This window comes from Salegentibacter profundi (assembly GCF_054121475.1).
Map to the genome: position 1 here is coordinate 62,170 of NZ_JBSYGG010000012.1, position 18,787 is coordinate 80,956.

15 protein-coding genes and 1 pseudogene are annotated in these 18,787 nt (G+C 35.6%); 8 read left to right on the forward strand and 8 right to left on the reverse strand.

The window, feature by feature from the left end; genetic code table 11:
- Nucleotides 1–192 precede the first annotated feature (192 nt).
- The 4 genes and pseudogenes from ACW6NC_RS13615 to ACW6NC_RS13630 all read right to left on the reverse strand — a co-directional run.
- A complete protein-coding gene (locus ACW6NC_RS13615) occupies nucleotides 193–753 on the reverse strand; it encodes a GNAT family N-acetyltransferase (protein WP_457866816.1) in 561 nt (186 codons plus the stop codon).
- 135 nt (nucleotides 754–888) lie between these two features.
- A complete protein-coding gene (locus ACW6NC_RS13620) occupies nucleotides 889–1,383 on the reverse strand; it encodes an OsmC family protein (protein ID WP_457866818.1) in 495 nt (164 codons plus the stop codon).
- Nucleotides 1,384–1,666: 283 nt separating this feature from the next.
- Nucleotides 1,667–3,544, reverse strand: coding sequence for a tetratricopeptide repeat protein (locus ACW6NC_RS13625; RefSeq protein ID WP_457866819.1), 1,878 nt, complete (start codon nucleotides 3,542–3,544; stop codon nucleotides 1,667–1,669).
- Between the two features lie 200 nt (nucleotides 3,545–3,744).
- Nucleotides 3,745–3,969, reverse strand: a pseudogene (locus ACW6NC_RS13630) (transposase); the annotation flags it as partial.
- Between the two features lie 227 nt (nucleotides 3,970–4,196).
- Between ACW6NC_RS13630 and ACW6NC_RS13635 the strand changes: the two are divergent.
- The 5 genes from ACW6NC_RS13635 (at nucleotide 4,197) to ACW6NC_RS13655 (ending at nucleotide 8,118) form a co-directional block, all read left to right on the forward strand.
- The gene (locus tag ACW6NC_RS13635; protein ID WP_457866821.1) at nucleotides 4,197–4,871 is read left to right on the forward strand and encodes a hypothetical protein; all 675 of its coding nucleotides are present in this window, start codon (nucleotides 4,197–4,199) and stop codon (nucleotides 4,869–4,871) included.
- Between the two features lie 127 nt (nucleotides 4,872–4,998).
- Entirely contained in the window at nucleotides 4,999–5,850 is an 852-nt protein-coding gene (locus tag ACW6NC_RS13640; RefSeq protein ID WP_457866822.1) for a DUF2726 domain-containing protein, read from the forward strand.
- 231 nt (nucleotides 5,851–6,081) lie between these two features.
- On the forward strand, nucleotides 6,082–6,657 hold the full coding sequence (locus ACW6NC_RS13645; protein ID WP_457866823.1) for an HNH endonuclease: 576 nt from the start codon (nucleotides 6,082–6,084) through the stop codon (nucleotides 6,655–6,657).
- 229 nt (nucleotides 6,658–6,886) lie between these two features.
- Nucleotides 6,887–7,489 carry a hypothetical protein gene (locus ACW6NC_RS13650; RefSeq protein ID WP_457866825.1) on the forward strand — a complete coding sequence of 201 codons (603 nt, stop codon included), beginning with the start codon at nucleotides 6,887–6,889 and terminating at the stop codon, nucleotides 7,487–7,489.
- A 104-nt stretch (nucleotides 7,490–7,593) separates the two neighbouring features.
- The gene (locus ACW6NC_RS13655; protein ID WP_457866826.1) at nucleotides 7,594–8,118 is read left to right on the forward strand and encodes a hypothetical protein; all 525 of its coding nucleotides are present in this window, start codon (nucleotides 7,594–7,596) and stop codon (nucleotides 8,116–8,118) included.
- 72 nt (nucleotides 8,119–8,190) lie between these two features.
- On the opposite strand, the gene ACW6NC_RS13660 is transcribed toward ACW6NC_RS13655, so the two are convergent.
- The 4 genes from ACW6NC_RS13660 to ACW6NC_RS13675 form a co-directional block, all read right to left on the reverse strand.
- Complete coding sequence (locus tag ACW6NC_RS13660) at nucleotides 8,191–8,781, reverse strand: hypothetical protein (RefSeq protein WP_457866827.1); 591 nt, start codon at nucleotides 8,779–8,781, stop codon at nucleotides 8,191–8,193.
- Between the two features lie 40 nt (nucleotides 8,782–8,821).
- Nucleotides 8,822–9,157 (reverse strand): hypothetical protein, encoded by a 336-nt coding sequence (locus tag ACW6NC_RS13665; protein ID WP_457866829.1) that lies wholly within the window; start codon nucleotides 9,155–9,157, stop codon nucleotides 8,822–8,824.
- Between the two features lie 80 nt (nucleotides 9,158–9,237).
- Nucleotides 9,238–10,368 carry a hypothetical protein gene (locus ACW6NC_RS13670; RefSeq protein WP_457866830.1) on the reverse strand — a complete coding sequence of 377 codons (1,131 nt, stop codon included), beginning with the start codon at nucleotides 10,366–10,368 and terminating at the stop codon, nucleotides 9,238–9,240.
- Nucleotides 10,369–10,420: 52 nt separating this feature from the next.
- The gene (locus tag ACW6NC_RS13675) at nucleotides 10,421–11,974 is read right to left on the reverse strand and encodes a reverse transcriptase domain-containing protein (RefSeq protein ID WP_457866831.1); all 1,554 of its coding nucleotides are present in this window, start codon (nucleotides 11,972–11,974) and stop codon (nucleotides 10,421–10,423) included.
- Between the two features lie 644 nt (nucleotides 11,975–12,618).
- Between ACW6NC_RS13675 and ACW6NC_RS13680 the strand changes: the two genes are divergently transcribed.
- Genes ACW6NC_RS13680 through ACW6NC_RS13690 form a run of 3 tightly spaced genes read left to right on the forward strand, consistent with a single transcriptional unit; the run spans nucleotide 12,619 to nucleotide 18,781 of the window.
- Nucleotides 12,619–15,237: a type I restriction-modification system subunit M gene (locus ACW6NC_RS13680; protein WP_457866832.1), complete on the forward strand. Its 2,619-nt coding sequence runs from the start codon at nucleotides 12,619–12,621 to the stop codon at nucleotides 15,235–15,237.
- Nucleotides 15,227–16,507: a restriction endonuclease subunit S gene (locus ACW6NC_RS13685; RefSeq protein ID WP_457866833.1), complete on the forward strand. Its 1,281-nt coding sequence runs from the start codon at nucleotides 15,227–15,229 to the stop codon at nucleotides 16,505–16,507. The genes ACW6NC_RS13680 and ACW6NC_RS13685 overlap by 11 nt, the downstream gene beginning before the upstream one ends.
- Before the next feature lie 9 nt (nucleotides 16,508–16,516).
- Nucleotides 16,517–18,781 carry a GmrSD restriction endonuclease domain-containing protein gene (locus tag ACW6NC_RS13690; protein WP_457866835.1) on the forward strand — a complete coding sequence of 755 codons (2,265 nt, stop codon included), beginning with the start codon at nucleotides 16,517–16,519 and terminating at the stop codon, nucleotides 18,779–18,781.
- Nucleotides 18,782–18,787 lie beyond the last annotated feature (6 nt).

The window sequence follows — 18,787 nt, forward strand, 5'->3', positions numbered from 1 at the left end:
GGGCCATCTATTTCTAAATGGATTTTTGAACAGTGACTATTCCATACAGAAGGATCCTGCAGACTAGCACTAATAGCCGTGTATAATTAGCTCCTGATGTAAGCTTACACTGAAAACAGCTATTTGATATTGCTAAGGCAGGGTACCCTAGGAAGAAAAGTTTGTTTTGAAATTAACTTAAGGACTTGTTTTTTAACCCATTTCTTTGTTGCACATGTTTTTAGTTATTTTGTAACAAATGCAATTTTCATATTCGGGATGATCTTTAAGTTTCGGGTGCTTAAATTCTCCAATTTTTTCCATTCCGATTTTTTTCATCACGTTTTCTGATTTAGAATTCTTTTCTGTACAAGTTGAAATTACATGTTCTAAATTCAGTTTTTCGAATGCAAACTCAAGACATGTCATAGCACCCTCAGTTGCAAATCCTTTTCCCCAAACACTTTTTTTTAATCGCCAACCAATGTCAACAGCAGGAGTAAAGTCCGTTTTATAATCTTGATAGGCTAGACCAATATATCCGATAAACTCTCCACTCTCTAAAATTTCTGTTGCGAAATAATTGAATCCATATTTCTGATAATGTTTTTTAAGTCGGTCAATGAATTCTGCTGTTTCTGCTTTTGTCAATGGTTTAGGGAAATGTTCCATCACTTCCAGATCCGCATTTATTTTCGAAAATTCGGTCAAATCATTTTGGGTCCAATTTCGAAACCCAAGCCTTTTTGATTTAAAAATGTAGTCTTTATTCAATTTCAACGTGGATTTTTAAATGTGTGGCAACCTCCCGTTTATAACTGTGCGAGCGCACGATCTTGATTATCCATAGGACAATGAGCTAATCAAGTGAGCAAGAAGTTATGATCCGAGACAGCTGGAGCATTGTTTTTATATTTCTTTGGTGTACGGACCGTTTTCCGTAGTTGTATTGGGTTTATGTTCAATTTTAATATTACAGGAATTTGCGATAAAGCACATTTTATTTGCTTCAGAGTGTAATTCGTTCGCTTTGTCTATCAAATTGGCATTTGTGATTTTCACACTTGGGTTTAAAATTATCTCCGTAAATTTTCCACTTCCGTTTTCTGTTTCCTCCATTCTTCCAGTTGCATTGTCTATATATTCTGTAACGGATATTTTATTTACAGAACACAAGTGTAAATACCAAAGCATATGACAAGCAGAAATGGATGAAATAAATAAATCTTCTGGATTATATTTTGTCTTGTCACCTAAAAAAGCTGGGTCAGACGAGCCGTTTATTCCCTCATATTTTCCGACCGATGATATTTCGTGATCTCGATTATAGGATTTGTAATTTGAGGTTCCATTTCCCTCATTTCCAGTCCATTTTACTTTTATTTGGTATTTATGAGCTTTCATTAAAAAATGGATTTTGATTTAATTATGATGTTTTTTTGCATCACATATAACGCGTTATACAGAAGCTAAAATACCTAATTATTAATTTTTTAAAGGGGCTAAACGCAGTATTTCTGAATTAAAAAGTAAATCGGTCCTAAATTCTAGGAGCAATTAGCCAGGCTTGGTCGCAATATTGTGTATGAGCCACATCGACTATTCTGAGATCATTTAAAAGTAGGGCGACAGCTTGATTGATACAGTCCAATCTTCTGCAACAAGGACTTTTTTAAATATAATTTTTTTATAGTGGAATTGAGAGGAAGATTTTTAACCCTTGTTCCTTTTCAGTTACAAAAGTAAGTTTTCCATTTATAGATAAAATACGGTTTTCTACATTTTGAAGTCCATTTCCATTTCTAATTGCCTCTTGTGTAGTGCCTTTCCCATTGTCGGAATAATGGATTTTCAAATATTTTTCTTTCTCAATGAAAACAAGTGCTACTAAGGACGCCTTACTATGCTTTCTCATATTCACCATAAGTTCTTGTAAGACCCTATAGATCACAAGTTTTTTTTCACGATTTAATCTGCTCCAGGTAATTCCTTTCTCCCCACTTATAATTAACCGGGTATTAGCCGGGCAAATGTTGGAAAGTAAAGCCACTAATTGCTTTAAATATCCAGATCCTGTGTCAATCTTACTATTTTCTCTGGAAATATCCCGGGTGCGGTTATAGATACTTTCCAGTTTATCTATCATTTTTGCCGGAACTACCGCTTCAATGGCGCTCATTAAATTATAGATATCATTCGCTAACTCGTCGTGTATCTTTTTTGATATTCTAGTTTCAGTATTATAGACTTCAAGGATTTTTTCCTTCTTATGCTTTTGTCTTTTATAATCAATGATAAAAATTGCTAAGGCTATGGTTAGAATAGCGATAAACATCAAGATATAATTTCGAGTTTTAATCTTCTGGTTTTCTAAGGCCTGTAGTGTTGCCGAAGCTTCTAAACTATAAATCTCTTGTTGCTTGCGCTCTTCATCAAATTTAATTTTGGCAAAAGTATTTTTGGCACGTAAATTCACTTTATTTAAACTGTCACTGAGACTAATATAATCTGCGATATACTTTCCATCATCAGGGTTTAAAAGAAGTAATTGTTTTAAGGCTGCTATTTTGGCTTGAAGGCTATTATTGGCTTCAGCAGTTTCCAGCCAATCTTTAGCAAAACCTTTTGCTTTGGACTTATCACGGTTTGCATAGAACTGGGATAGATGATTATAGCTCGCTGTTAAACCATTTTTGTCATTATGTACTATACGCCACTGCAGGGCCTTTTGTAATTCTTTAGAAACATTTAAATTCTCCTCTTGCAGCCATCTCGTAAATGCCAGGTTATCTAAATATCTTGCACTAGCACTATAATCATCAAGAGAAACCTTTGACTGGATTTCCTTAAAAACAGAAATGGCTTTTTTATATTCTTTTTGATCCTGATATACCAGGCCTATATTATTTTGATAACTTAAACTATCCTTTAAGCTTTGGGCATAGCGAAGTGCACTTTGGTACTCCTTAATGGCATCCTTATAGAAATCTTGATTGCGGTAAGCAATAGCAATTATATTATGAGCACTGCTTAAATACTGACCGTCCTTTTCTTTATTGAGATAGCGCAAAGCTTTAGTAGCTGATTCTTGGCTTCCCGTATAATCCTGCATCCGGCTTTGTGCAATAGCCATTTCCAGGCTTCTGCGTGCCGCTTTTGTACTATCCCCTAATTGAAGGTAGCGCTTACGGGCTTCAAAAGCATTGTTAAAAACTTCCTCCTGGTTATCCAGGTACCGGTTAATAACCCCTTTTCTATAGAATGCCAGGGCTAACCGGTTCGTGTCTTTTTGAAGAGTTGCGACCTGCTGTAGGCTATCAGCAAAAATAAGGGCGCTGTCATATTCCTTTAATTGGTTGTGGTAATATATCTTGTTATCTAGGAGAAGTGGGTAAAGACTGTCTTTTTTATTTAGAAGTTTAGATAAAGATTGATTTAAATATTGAATTTTAACCTTGGTTACATCTTCATTCACTGCTTGTTTATAAAAATAATAAGATGAATCTTTCTCGCTCTTTGCTTGTGAATCCTCCTTTTTTACATTATTTATACAGGCAGTCGCCAAAGCTAAGTTTAAGAGGCATGTAATTATATAGGTAGGCTTCATAAGACGAAAATAAAAAAAGGCCACTTAAAAGTGACCTTTTTAATAACAATTGATTTTTCTTAATCACCACCTGGTTTTTCTTTATCTGGGTCAACATGTTCATCCTCCCCATTTGCATTGTGATCTTAAGGTATATTTGTAGCATCGGCTAGGCTAACTTCGGTAATCTCTTTGGCCATCTCGTGTTCCAGCGAAAGCGTGGCATACATTTGCTTAAGCCGTCGGTTTTCTTCTTCGAGTTCTTTAAGCCGGTTCAGTTCTTTACCCTTCATGCCACTATAACGTTCATGCCACTTGTAAAAGACAGCTGTACTAATGCCATATTCACGGTTGATCTCTGTAGCTGTTTTACCGTTATCGTCTTTAAGGATCTTAGAGATTATTTACCAATACATCATTTGACTTTCCCTTTTAGATGAGGTGTGACAAATGAAGGTACAAAAAGGTACATTAAATTGACAGGGGATTTAGCTAAGAATATTTCCGAAAATTTACAGTAATAAATTCTCCAGTTAGTTCCCTTTCCTGCTGTTATCTTGTAGCTATAGCTTTTAAATCCTTACATTAGTTTTTGATATGACGAGTTGTGTGCAAGTAAAAAAATCATAATTTGGAAAAGTTCTACACAGATTATAAAGGGCAACTAAGAAGTGGAAATGTTGAACTATTTCTTGAAATTGCAATTGATATATATTCTCAAATGGTAGAAATCCAGGAAAAAATCCAGGATTTAGAAAGCAAAGTAAAGCCTGAACATATTGACGATGTTGTCAAATTTGTTGAAGATAGATCTGTATATGCTGATAGTGTCGGACCCTTAACACGAAAAAAGTTCAAGTTGGCTAATCAGGGCGTTATTGTACTTGCGACCTATTACGAAGCTCTAATCAATGAAATTGGTATTGTCGAATTGGGAACAAAGTACTACAAAGAAAACTTAGACAAACTTTCAGTTCAAGCAAAATGGGAGGTGGTGTTAAAGCTAATTTATTCAAGAACCTTGGATAAAGCCTCTCAAGAATACGAATCTCTAAATAACATTATTGCCCTAAGAAATAAGTTGGTTCATTATAAAACTACATCTTTAAATAATCCAAAGTATGAGGATTACAAAGAGGCACTTCGCAATGCACTAAAAAGAATAGAAACTTTTGAATTGGCAATTATATATTTGAGTAGGTTTCACCAAAACTTAATAGAAATTGATAGCGCAAAAAATCTTTTAAAACATTTCAATTTTCAAAACGAATTGAGCCGGATTCAACCTACACACAAAAACGGTTAACAAAAATGGCTTTTTTGAGAGTTAATTTCCTACATTTATTTCCATTAGAAGAACCCGTTACGCCGGAAAGTGATTCCTTCCCTACATGCCACTTTCGTTAGCCGGGCTGACCAAACCAAGGAAATAAATGATCAATCAAGAGAATATTTACCAACTTTTACAAAAAGAAAATTGGACTGAATTAATCGGAATATTCTACCAAAATAAGGACTTAATAAAAAAAGATCCACTTCTTCAAACTGCATCGGAAACTACAATTTCTGTTATGGTTCAAAAAGCAATGGAATTAGAGACAAATTCTGATTTTATTGAAAACTTAGGTCAACTGACTTTACTAAATGCAGGAAATTTTATAAAACTAAAACCTGAACAGGACGAGGCTATTATTGTGGCGATTGCAAATGCGAAGATTGATAACTTATCACTGGCTTATAATTACGCCAAAAAATATCCTGACAATGAAGTTTCTAAAAGTATCATAACTAAATACCATAAAGAATTTCCAAAAGAAATTAGTAATAGTTCGGATAATCGAATTCTAACTACTGAAAACACTCTTGATAAAAATGGACTTGATGCTCGGAAATCAATGTTTAACTCTTATCAAGAAAGTGAATTTTTTGTAGCATTAAAAAGAGTTTTTGACACTTATCAAGTTTATCCGAATGTAGCTTTAAGTAATGTAATAGAATATGATTTGATTAAAAATGAACTTAATCAAACTGAACGGAATTTTTTCTTCAAATCATCTATCGACTTTGCGGTTTTCGAGCCTTTCAAAAATTACTATCCAATTTATTTTTTCGAACTTGATAGTATCTTTCACGATACAAAAAAGCAAAATGAAAAAGACAGAATAAAAGATAAAATATTTAGTCTCTCTAATACAAAACTTTATAGGATTAGAAAACGAGACAAAACTGTAAGCGAAACGGAATTTGAAGAAATTATACGAGAAATAAGGGAACTAACTGAGTGAAAAAAGCCTACGCACAACAACATATAATTACAATGCTAAACCTGTCTTTAATTGAAAGTACTTTTTTCACTTGCTTAGCTGAATGCATGAAGAAACTCGCCAGCTCGTACTTCCAATTCGGGACGGTCGTTAAAAGTTTATAAAGCTATATTGCGTTAGGTAATGCAAAATAAATATTACAGTTAATTCTATTCGCAAGTAATAAAATTTTAACAATAAGATAGCCAGCATATGAAAGAATGCCCAAAATGTTTCTCAACTGAAATTGACCATAAAAGGAATTTCCGTTTTTTTGAAGAATTTGTTTGTGAAAGTTGCGGCTACTGGACTTATGGAATGTTAAAGGAGTGTTGTATAGAACCTTATCGCTCTATAAAATTAAAGCAATTAGAAAATGGACAAAGATTTATTTATTATCAATGCGAGAATTGTGGAGGTAAAATTATTCATCCACCTCTTAGTTTCAAAAAGTTTGAGCACAGAGTAAGTGGACTGTGGGATTCTGTTGCGGAACAAAATCGATACGAAAATTTTAAGAAAGAAAATATATTTTTGAAGATTGAGAAACTCTTTTATAATACCTATTTTTCAAGAGGTGCGAAATATCGTGAATATTTAAAGTCCGATAAGTGGCAAGAGATAAGAAAATTGGTTTTAGAACGTGATGATTATAAATGCAGAAAATGCAACATAAAACCTGCAACAGCTGTTCATCATTTAACTTATAATAATGTTGGGAACGAAAAACTATCAGAATTAATAAGCATTTGTGATGAATGCCATGAAGAAATACATAGGTATGATTGAAATTAATAACGATGGCTAAATCATTCTGAATCCGACAGTTGCAGGAATAACGACTTAATCTTCACGTTCCAAAAAAGATTATGGGCACCTGAATCCCCTATACCACCAGAAATAGAGTATTAAATTTCGTTTCGGGCTTTTCCTTTTTCTAACAATTTGTCAATAAAGGCTTGTATTTATTTTTTTTTATTGATTTATATTGCCAATAAATTATTACAGAAAATATTTTATGTCTCTTGTTCAAATAAAAGTAGAGTTTTATAGTAAAAAAGAAAAAGAACTGCTAAAAAAAAATTGGCCTTTTGAATTCCCACTTTTAGAAAGACTGTCCAACACAAACGTTAAGGTTCCATTTTCTGAATTTAAAACTTATAGTCAATTTCATCATCAGACTACAGAAAAACCTAAATATTCTTCATTTACTAATATACAAGCAGAGCTTAAGGATTTATTTGGACCAGTGGATAGCTATACCTATTTCAGTCCAGAAGACGAGAAATTTACTGCCGATTATGATGATAATAATGAACAAGATTATGTCTCCATGTCGATAGGAAATGCAGGTGTACTGAGCGTTCTGAGTCAGGCTTATAATTTAACGCAAGCAGATTGGAGGAGGATAAATATCCAGGGGCATAAGGATTTTGACTTTGATAGTGCTGTTGTTAATGATTTTACAAAATTACTTGTCGTTGAAGCCAAAGGTAGTATCGTTCCGGATAATTGCGCTAAATCTAAAAGCCCAAGGATCCATTCACACAAATATAAAATTAAGCAGAAAAAGCAAGGAGATGAACTAAAAAAAAATATCATAATGGAGCTGACCTTCTAATCGGTGGGATAACTGCAATTGACCCAAAAAATCATGTTAAACTGTGGTGGGTCGATCCTGAATTCTTTTCTTCTTTAGAAACTTCAAGAAGAAAACAAATTAAAATGATAAAGAGGTTGAAATATTACCAAGATTACCTCAGTTTCATTAGTATGCGTTCGAACCTTTCGGTAACAATGAATAACAGGATTCAGATCTTAAAAAAATTGACAGATATTGAAGTAATTGATAATGTACCTCTTATTAATGCCAATGATGAACCTATAAAGATTAGCGAATCATTTATTACTAATCATAGTCATATTAATGAGAAGATTGTGGGAAATATATTGGAGTTGTCAGATTTCAGAATATTGTTTATTGGTTTTCCTCTTGAACTTTATTCAATTTTAGGAGAGCAGAGGCAATCTGAAATTTTAAACTATAAATCTGTTTCCAAGATCACAACTGAGGATATCAGTATCAGGGTTCCTGTGGCAACTGCAAAAAGATCACCATTTTTTAAAAGGATTAATCATTTAGCAGCAAGGAATGCTAAATATTTTCATTACGTGGCACGAAGTATTGAAGTTGTGCAATGTTCCTCTGGTTTAAACTATGGAGTTATTAGAGCTAACAATATCGATTAAATATTTAAAGCTATGAATGAAGTAAGGATTTGAATTTTTAAATTCAATAAAGAATTTTGAGATGGGGTAGAATTATACCTCTATTAAACTTCTAAAATTGTCACCTACGCTCAGTCTTGCTTCTTTAATTTCATTTTTGACTTTGAAGTGTGCTTTTTTCCATAAATCCTGGGGACCTTCTCCTTTTGGAAATCTAAATCTGCCTGATTCCATTTTTGCTTTATTTTTAGCTTCCATCATTTGATCAATCACTTCATCGAAATGTTCCAAACTTGATAAGATTTGATGAATTAAACTCTCCGGAAAGTAGATCCTATTTAATTCTAAAAGCTCTTTGGTTTCTTGTAAAATTTTAATTGCATTTTGTTCCCTGCTGTTATCATTTTTCCATTCTGTGCCTTGGATAAAACTTGTGAGATGAGCTAAGGTTTTTTCTAATTGATATAGCTTTTGGTATAGTTGTTTTATAATAATAGCTCTTTCATGGTGCAATCGTGAAAATTTAATTTGATGCTCAGTTTTAAGAAGATCTAACTTACTTCTGTGATTTTCTAAAAGAATTTCGGAGCTTTTATCTAAAATAAATTTACCTAAAAATATAACTATAGTTCCAATTGTTATTCCTCCTATAGAAAGCTGAATAATTTGCCAAAAAATTTCCATAATAATGTTGAGCTATGATTTCTAAGAGTACAATGAAGATTTAAAAAGGCTGTAGATCGATAAAAATGCTGTAATCGTTTTCTTTAATCTGGAGATTTATTCTTGGATTTTGATGTTCCTGATCATAAAAGTTCAAACATACAATCCCTTCACGTTCTCCCCAGGGACTTCTTTCAATCCTTAATTCCAGTTTTCCGTCTGCCTGTTTTTTAGCAGTTTGCAGGGTGTATTTCAAATATCTGTAAAATCTTATCTTGTTCGGAAAATCAACAATCACCTGTGGTAATAAAAGGTAAGGTAGAAAGTGAAAAGCATTGTATTCAATACAGCTTAAAATTAGGTTCTGTTTTATATGGTGGATTCGAATATCCTTCATTGTTTATTATTTGGATTCCGGAAACAGTGCATTCCTTCTCACACGGACATTTTACTAAGGTGTAAGGATGAAGTAGTAAATCACTGAAAAAGCGAGAAATCAGTCTCCGTTTCTGTTGTTATATTGATCTGACCCTGAGTAAATAGGGTGCCGAAAAAATTATTTCTTTTTTGTTTTTCGCAGAAAAAATTACTTAAAGAATTTTGTCTGTCCAGATAGAACGTTTGCACGATGTCCTCGTGCCGGAAAATCCATTTTGTTCCAAATCTGGAACTTAATTCCGCGTCCTCAATTAATCTGATCTTATGCTTGGTTAAATAAGCAACAAGATTTTTCTGTAGCTCACCTGCCTTAAATAATTCATTTACCCTGTTAACCTGAGATAAAGCTAAGGGAGTTGGAAAAATCTTTAGCTCGACTCTTTTGTCCGATACTACTAATTCATGACCAAAATATTCTGTAGAATGAATGTTGTTTAAGATTCTTTTTTCAGCTAATCTGCCGCCTTTTAACATTACCTCTTGAATGAATCGAGTACAATTATCATCATCATTAAGCGAGTCTTTAGAAACTTCTAAAACATTTTTATTTGTTCTCACAAATATTCTTATAGCCTTTGGAAAATCTTCTAAATAAGTAATTGCATCCTGGTACTTTTCCTGTATAAGATCAATCTCATCTTTCTGAAGATTTGAATACTCAGTTTTGATATGAAAGACGTTCATAAGAATAACAGACACCACCTCCCTGAACCTTTTCAGGCTTAATCTTTGGATTTCATTGGAAAGTTCCACATCCAGTTCAAATTCTCTCTTTAAGACGAAGTAGTAGGTGTAGTAAAAGAACATTTCGGGATGGCAACAGAATATACATTCGGTCAAGGAGTCTTCTAAGTCATAATTTTCCTTTTCATCAGGTGCTAATTTTAAAAGATCCTTGTGGAGGTAACCAAATTCTTGGGGAATACCGTCAAACCCAATTTTTCTCAAATGGAAATCTTTAAAATCTATATCAAGTGTTTTTTCAGCAGAGGCATATATTTGCTGCGCTACTATAGAAGATTTGGGATAAACTAATACATAATTACGAGTCAAATTATAAAATGGTGAGTTGTCACTCTGGTACTCAGGAATGCTAACTAAGGCTATAAGGATATTCTGGGAATCTTTTAATTCATTTTCAAGAATACCTACAATTTTTAAATCTTTCATGTAATATGATTTAGAAGCGATGGGAGTAAAGAAATAATTTGCCGTATTGCCGCTATGCCTTTTTTATAAGAGCATTCAACTTATTCCAGTGCCTTTTGGTTTGTGCTTTAATTTTATTATTCATCATAGTTTCTCCAGCTTTTGTACTATAGGAAATGAAGTTGCCCCAGTCGTAGTGTTCTGATTTTTTAAAACCTTCAATCTCTTCATCCCACAAATATTTCCGTCTCCTTTTGGCACCCTTGTAGGAGAATTTTTTTAAAATTCTGCCCTTAAAGATTTCGTCCTTATTTGGGTTCGTCTTTCTACCCGCATGATGCTTAGCTCGCTTTACAGTCCTTTTCATCTTTCTGTAATAATTCGATAAGCTGCCGGATTTAAGAAGAACCGTTTCGCCATCAAATTCAAACCCTAAATAGATGAAATTTTTATTCCAGTTAATCAATTTTTCAAATTCCTGTCCGCAGGTCAAGACTCCATTTTCTCTCTTAAAATAAAAAATTTGGGTTTTGCTGGCCTTTATAGTAAGCTTAAGTTCCTTTATCTTGCTCTGAAACAGATCTATTACAGATTCTTTTTGCTCACGTGGACAGACCACGACCATATCGTCGGAATATCTCCTATAAATTCCATTTATGTTAGAAACGTAGTCGTTAATAGCTTTATCGAAATCCTGCATATATATATTTGCCAACACCGAGCTAATAGGAGAACCCTGAGGTATTCCGTATTTTCTTATTTCCTTTTCCTTTTCCTTCCCTGGAACATATTTTCTATTCCTGACTAAATGGGATTTGACCTTTATAAATTCCTGTTTGGTACAAAACGCTATGGCATTCTGATTTTTTAAATACTTGATCTTCGATATCCTTTTTCTCTTTTCAGGGAGTAATTTTCCGGAGCTGTCTCGTGATTGAGTTATAATCTGGTTCTGGAATTCTTTAAAAATATCAATAAGATCCACGTAACTGAACCTGGTAATATTTTTGTAAATATTGAAATGATCTGGAGGTAATTTCTCTGTGTCCAGGACGGACATCCAATTGTCGCGAAGTATTTGATGGTCTAAATGATCGAAGAAACTTGTAATATCAAACGTGATAGCTACAAATTTGTCTTCAGGATAATCATGGAAGAATTTAAATACGTCATTGGCAAAGTCAATATTACATTTGTTTGGACCTTCGAGATCACCTTCCTTCACAGGAATGCTACGATATGCTGTTACGACCTGGTCTATTCCGTTTGCTTTTAACTTTCTTTCATATTTGGCGGATAGCTTCTGGGAATAATACCCGAAAATTAGAGAGTCCAAGTGACCGGCGTAAAATATTTCTCGTGCTTTAGGATCACCAGCAGATCGGAATACCTCTTTTCCATCTAATTCAGTTGACACTAACTTACCTGTTTTCTTACAGTAGGTCTTTCGGAATTTTCGGGATTTTGAAATTTTATGAATAAAAGGTAAAAAAGCATGTTTTTGAATACAGGCTGGATCTGTGACATAGCTTTCGAGCCATTTTAATCTATCTCTATGATGAAAAGGTCGACCAATATGAGGATAACGCTTTAATTTAAACCAATCTTTTTGTTTTTTTGATTTCATAGGTAAAAAAGTGAGTAAGGGAGACCAACACGAGACATTGCTTTTAGAAATAAAATTTCCTGAAAAATGCATGCTTAACCGGTACCGAAGTACCGTCCCGGTTCAAGTTGGGTAGTAAATAATTATAGTATATTGTAAACTTAATCCACTAATGAAAGAAGTCTCAACCATAATCGTAGAAGTGCTCTCCAGCTCCTGGTATAGGTGCTCAGCAGAGTTGACAGCTCGGCAAATAATCGAAACAGCAAATAAACTGTTGATTTCTTGCATATGTCAAACAACTTCTTCTCAACAGCTTTTAATGTTGAGCGTTCAGTCTAATCGATTAGAACTGATCCATAATACGCATCCTTCGGCTTCTCCCTTAACTCACTAAAATTATAATTTTGGTGGCCTTCTGAATTGTTAGCAATTTAAGAATATTTATGAGTTTACAACGATTAGGCTTAATAAAAAATTAGGAGTATTGCTGCAGATATAGAGCTCTTAGCTTCTATAAAAAACTTTCATTACCATTTCTTTAACCTTTCCCATTTTTTCCTAAATTGTAACTCTGTTGGCACATCCCTATACTTGCTGACATTACCGGTGCCCGCTACTTCTGAGGGTGCTGTTTATTTTGTGTAATAATCTGAAAATCAATAATGATCATAACTCATACCCAAAAGCTTACCCTGCCTAAACTTGAATCCCTGCTCCTTAGCGCTTGCGATGAACTGCGTGGCAAAATGGATGCTTCAGAATATAAAGAATTTATATTCGGGATGCTTTTCCTGAAAAGGGCTAATGATAAATTTGTAGAACAGCGAAAAGTACTGCGAAAGGAATACGAAGCCAAAGGGCTTCGAGAAGACCTTATTCAAAAGCAATTAGACAATGCCGCCAAGTATGATTTCTTTGTGCCGCCTATTGCTCGATGGACGCTTACCGATGAAGAGAAAGAAACACTCAAAAAAGAAGAAGACCAAGATAAAAGAGATTTTAAAGGCATCCTACACCTAAAAAAGAACGTTGGCTCCGGACTTAATAAAGCCCTGGCTGCCATTGAAGATGCTAAGCCTGAAGTACTGGAAGATGTATTGAAGAGCATCAACTATAACCGCAAGGTTGGAAAGAAAACCATTGATGATGCAAAGTGGGTGAGCTTTATCGAAAAGTTCGATAAAATTCCGCTTAGGGATGAAGATTTTGAGTTCCCGGATCTTTTAGGGGCTGCCTATGAATTCTTGATAAAATACTTTGCCGACAGTGCTGGAAAGAAAGGTGGCGAATTCTATACACCTTCAGAAGTAGTAGGGTTACTTACCAAGATCATAGCCCCGCAGGAGGGGATGAGCATCTACGATCCTACGGTTGGATCTGGAGGAATGCTTATCCAGGCCAAGGACTACGTTCTGGAAAATGGTGGAAACCCTCGGGATCTTTCTCTATTTGGCCAGGAAGATAGCGGTACCACCTGGGCGATCTGTAAGATGAATATGATCCTGCACGGGGTACGCAATGCAGACATTAGGAATGAAGATACTTTGAAGAGCCCTGAACATACTGAAAATACTCGTTTGATGACTTTCGATAGGGTAATAGCAAATCCACCTTTCTCGCAGAACTACTCTAAAAAGGAAATGAAGTTTGCGGAGCGTTTTCACACTTTTATGCCTGAAGGTGGTAAAAAAGCTGATTTTATGTTCGTGCAGCATATGCTCAGTGTTTTGAAGAACAATGGTAAGATGGCAGTGGTGATGCCGCACGGAGTACTCTTTAGAAGTGGTGATGAAAAAGAATGCCGGGCAGAGTTTATTCGCCGTGGGATTTTGGAAGCCGTTATTGGGTTGCCATCCGGTTTGTTCTATGGTACCGGCATACCCGCTTGTGTACTTGTCTTTGATAAAAAGGAAGCCAAAGATCGAAAGGAGATATTATTTATCAATGCCGACAGGGAATTCAAGGAAGGAAAGAACCAGAACAAGCTGCGCCCTGAGGATATCGAAAAGATCACCAATACTTACTTCAACAAAAGTAATATTGGAAAATATAGCCGACTCGTAAATGTTGGAGAAATAAAGGAAGAAGATTATAATCTCAATATTCGCCGTTATGTAGATAATTCTCCGGAAGCTGAGCCTCAAAATGTAAAAGCTCATCTCAATGGTGGAATTCCTGCGGAAGAGGTGGCACAGTTGGAGCCTATTTCTGAAGCCTTGCTGGGATTGAATAAGGAGCTCTTTGTGCAACGTGATAAAGAGCTGTTTGATTTTTCGGAAACGATCTCCGGAAAAGAAGCCATAAAAGATCATATTGAACAACACCCGAAACTGGATAGTCTTTACGAATTATATCGAGAGAAGATCAATGCCTGGTGGGAAAGCCGGGCCGAAGATTTTGAAGGCTTACCCAAATCGGGGAATGCCGCCCTCTTGCGCAAAAAAGTAATGCCGGCCATTATTGAGGAACTGAGCGATCTAAAAGCCCTGGATGAACACGAAATACGTGGCGCCTTTGCGGGGTTTTGGGATGAACTGAAAAGTGAATTTAAATCTGTAGCCGCCAGTGGATGGGGTCCTGAGCTTATTCCTGAACAGGATATCCTGCAAAGCCAGTTCCCTGAGGTTTTAGAACTAATGGATGCCGACCGCAACCGCATTGCTGAACTGGAAAGCCTTTTTGATGCTGCCGAAGCTGGAGATTACGAAGATGAAGATAAAAACGGAATCCTTTCCAAAGAAGATGTAAAGGAGCTGAAGGCCCGTTTGAAAGAAATTAGTGCCAACCTGAAGAATCATAGAAAGCAACAAAAAGAATTTAAAGCTGCGCTAAAAGTGCTGGAAGAAGCCAATGGCGATACTGCAGAAATCCGAGAACTGGAACGGAAATTATCTGTATTGCATGAAGAGAAGATCCCTTCAGCTGAAAACAAAAAACAACAAATAGATGTCCAACTGGAAAAGCACAATTCTTTGGCCAAAGATTTAAAAGATTTAAAGAACAAACTTAAGATCGCCGAAGCCAAAAAAGACACTTTGGTGGAAGCCGCCCGGGAAAAGATCCCAGAACCCGAGGCCAAAGCCCTTATTCTTGAGCGTTGGCTGGAGCTGTTGCAATCCCGCTATAAGAATTATGTAAAGGCTTATGTGAATGAATATATAACAGCAGTACAAAACCTGCACAGCAAATACAGCACTACCTTGAAAGACATTTTACAACAACGCGCTACCGAAGCTGAACGGTTGAATAATTTTTTAAAGGAGTTGGGGTATGAGAAATAATTGGGTTGAAAAAAATATTGGTAACCTAACGACTTTAATTAAGGATGGAACTCACGGTACACATAAAGATGTGGAAAAGGGTATTCCTTTATTGAGTGCAAAGGATATTAATAATGGTAAGATTTCAATTCCAGAAGATTGTCGCAGAATATCAGAAACGGATTTTAGAAAAATTCACTCTACCTATCAGTTACAGAAGGACGATGTTTTACTGACCTTAGTTGGATCTATAGGTAGAAGTGCTATTATAAACAATTATTCACTCAATTTCACACTTCAGCGCAGTGTAGGGATATTGAGATTTGTCGATTCTTTGGATAAGGTTTACGCTTTTTACTATTTAAATTCCTCTATTTTTCAAAACGATCTAATGCTTTCAGTTAATGCCTCCGCACAAGGTGGCGTTTATTTAGGGACACTGGGGAAATTAAAAATAAATTACCCAGAGAATCTTGCCCACCAGCGCAAAATCGCCAAAATCCTCAAGACTGCCGATGCGGTGATTGAAAAAACCGAGGCGGCCATTTCCAAATACAGGGCCATCAAGGAAGGAATGATGCAGGACCTCTTTACCCGCGGCATAGACCTGCAAACCGGCCAGCTCCGCCCCGCCTATAAAGACGCCCCCCATCTCTATAAGGAAACCGAATTGGGTTGGATTCCAAAGGAGTGGGAGTGTACAGAGTTAGGTAAGTATTCATTTATTACAAAACTTGCTGGATTTGAATACACAGATCATTTCGACTATAGTCTTGGAGGGGAAATTATAGCTGTAAGAGCTCTTAATCTTAAGAAAGGAAAACTGGATTTAACAGATATACACACAATTCCCAGAGAAACCTCACAACTACTTAAGAGGTCACAACTAAGGAAGGGAGATTTAGTTATTTCCTATGTGGGGACTGTAGGTGCAATCGCGGTGATTGATAGAGATAATAAATATCATCTTGCTCCTAATGTGGCTAAAATTACTTTGAATCAAAGCGAAATTAATTCTTTCTTTTTGAATGAATACTTAGCGAGCGAATTTGGACAAAAAGAAATTTTTAGGTGGATAAGTTCCACCACTCAGGCAGCACTAAGTATGACCAATCTAAGACAATTAAGAGTAATAAAACCAAACATATTTGAACAGACCAAAATTTTCAATGTTTTGAAAAGTCTTGCTCAGAAAATTGAAATGGAGGAAGAACATCTTGCCAAACACCAAAGCCTTAAAAAAGGTCTGATGCAGGATTTATTAACCGGGAAAGTGGAGGTCCAAGTTTAAAATTAGCATATGAAACATATAGAAAAAGCAGAAAGCAAGCACCTGGATAAGATCATCTCTGAAATCAGGGAAGGTAAATTTGTGATTCCAGATTTTCAACGGGAATTTGAATGGGACCCCTGGGATGTGAATAGCTTGATTACCTCCATTTTTATGGATTACTATATTGGTACACTGCTTCTGTGGAAAGCCAGTCCCAATAACATAAAAGTGTTAAGCTGCGAACCTATTAAAGGCTTTGAAGGTACAACACGGCCTGAGCATATTGTTCTTGACGGCCAGCAGAGGCTTACCGCAATGTATTTCGCTTTTTTCAATCCAGATATTCCCTATCCCAAAAGAAAAAAACGCTGCTATTTCTTTATGGACATCAATCAATTGAATAATGAGAATTACGAAGAGGCATTTTATTACAAGTGGGAAAGCATAGCCATCAGAAAACTTGCCGCTTCCCAGGAAATGCAGTTTAGGGAAAATATTTTTCCAATGGAAGTTGTAGGTCGTGGCAGCTGGGAAATTATCTCCTGGGTTAACGCTTACAAATCATTTTGGATGGAGCAAAAGAAAATGTTCCTGGAAGGTGAAAATAAAGACTCCGTTATCGAAGACGAACGTCGCGATTATACAGCAGAAATTCTTGAAGCTCGAAGGAATATTGAAAATGCAGAGGGCCTGGAGAAAATTATTAAAGAATTACTTAATGACTACAACCTTAGCTACATAGAATTGGACCGTGAGATTTCTGTGGGAAAGGTTTGCGATATATTCACTCATATCAATAGTAAGGGAGTGCCATTAAGCATATTCGACCTTCTAAATGCTATTCTTCGGCCTCACGAAATCTATTTAAAAGAAATGTGGAGAGACGTAGCCGATGATCTTGATTATACCGGATCTGATAAAATGAAGATCTATGTGGTGCAGGTAATGTCTATATTGGAGCAAACTTACTGTAGTTCAAAATACCTTTATTATCTCGTACCAGAAGCTGAAAAGACAATAAAACATTCTGATGGCACAAAAGAGAAAAAAGTGCTTATTAACAGCAAAGAGGAGTTTAAGGTAAAATGGGATTCTTCAGTCAAGGCTATTGAAAAGTCCATTAAAAAACTTAAAAATCCGAGAGAGTTTGGCGCTATTTCTCCAGTCTTTGTTCCTTACCCTTCTATTATTCCTGCTTTTACAGCAATTAATAAATATGTAGAATCACGAGGATATAAAAACAACCTGGATGTTAATGCCAAAATTAAAAAATGGTATTGGGCTTCCATATTTACCCAAAGCTATTCAAGTTCAGTGGAAAGTACAACAGCCAAAGATTTCACCGATCTAAAAAAGTGGTTTGAAGATGACACTCTTGAACCGGAAAACTATGTGCGTTTTGTAAAAGAATTTGAAGCTCAGGAATTCTTAAAGCTTACAAAAGGAGGTGCTATTTATAATGCTATTTTCAATGTTTTAATACTTAATGAAGCAAGAGACTGGTATACGGCAGATCTACCTGAATATGATACTCTTGACGACCATCATATTGTCCCGCACTCGTGGGGTAAAAAGAATAATATTGGTAACATTAACTCTATTCTAAATAGAACTCCGCTGTCTCCTGAAACCAACAGGTTTATTCTTAAGGACAGGTTGCCTAATGAGTATCTAAAAGAGATGAGGGATAATAATTCTGAAGATGATTTCTATAAAATTCTCCAGTCTCACCTCATTTCAAGAGCTGCCTGCGAAATTTTGATGCGGGATCCCTTTACTGAAGAAGATTTTATGGAATTCCTGAAAGAGCGTGAAAGTACGATCAAAGCCTCCATAAAACATAAAATTATTGATGATGCGATGGAACTGCCACCCCAATTAAAAAAGCTGAATGATGACATTGAAAACGTCGAATTAGAGCTCAGGGATTTAATCGCCGAACGAATTAATGGAAAAGATTATAAAGAAATCGTACCACCTGATGTACTGGATAAGGTCAATCGTCGAATCCAGACGGCTTTAAGAAAGGATCCTTCATTGAGCCCTGAAGATTTTAATTCTACAAGACCAAAACTTGAATATTTTGACCTTCAGGAATATAACACTCTGATAACGTCAAAGACCTGCTGGCCTTTATTTGAAGATAAATTTAAGAATAAGCAGCAGTTAATGTCCCGATTTAGCCAGTTAGGCGAACTAAGGAATTCCATTCGTCATTCCAGAAATGTGAATCAAGTGGCAACTTTAGACGGGCAAGCAGCAATTGTATGGTTTAAGAATCTTCTAAACTAAATAAAT

Bases quoted from the DNA above. Each gene is read 5' to 3' on its own strand.
- ACW6NC_RS13655 (WP_457866826.1), top strand. From the start codon at position 7,594: ATGATAAAGAGGTTGAAATATTACCAAGATTACCTCAGTTTCATTAGT.
- ACW6NC_RS13665 (WP_457866829.1), bottom strand. From the start codon at position 9,157: ATGAAGGATATTCGAATCCACCATATAAAACAGAACCTAATTTTAAGC.
- ACW6NC_RS13670 (WP_457866830.1), bottom strand. From the start codon at position 10,368: ATGAAAGATTTAAAAATTGTAGGTATTCTTGAAAATGAATTAAAAGAT.
- ACW6NC_RS13690 (WP_457866835.1), top strand. From the start codon at position 16,517: ATGAAACATATAGAAAAAGCAGAAAGCAAGCACCTGGATAAGATCATC.
- ACW6NC_RS13660 (WP_457866827.1), bottom strand. From the start codon at position 8,781: ATGGAAATTTTTTGGCAAATTATTCAGCTTTCTATAGGAGGAATAACA.
- ACW6NC_RS13640 (WP_457866822.1), top strand. From the start codon at position 4,999: ATGATCAATCAAGAGAATATTTACCAACTTTTACAAAAAGAAAATTGG.
- ACW6NC_RS13680 (WP_457866832.1), top strand. From the start codon at position 12,619: ATGATCATAACTCATACCCAAAAGCTTACCCTGCCTAAACTTGAATCC.
- ACW6NC_RS13675 (WP_457866831.1), bottom strand. From the start codon at position 11,974: ATGAAATCAAAAAAACAAAAAGATTGGTTTAAATTAAAGCGTTATCCT.
- ACW6NC_RS13620 (WP_457866818.1), bottom strand. From the start codon at position 1,383: ATGAAAGCTCATAAATACCAAATAAAAGTAAAATGGACTGGAAATGAG.
- ACW6NC_RS13685 (WP_457866833.1), top strand. From the start codon at position 15,227: ATGAGAAATAATTGGGTTGAAAAAAATATTGGTAACCTAACGACTTTA.
- ACW6NC_RS13650 (WP_457866825.1), top strand. From the start codon at position 6,887: ATGTCTCTTGTTCAAATAAAAGTAGAGTTTTATAGTAAAAAAGAAAAA.
- ACW6NC_RS13645 (WP_457866823.1), top strand. From the start codon at position 6,082: ATGAAAGAATGCCCAAAATGTTTCTCAACTGAAATTGACCATAAAAGG.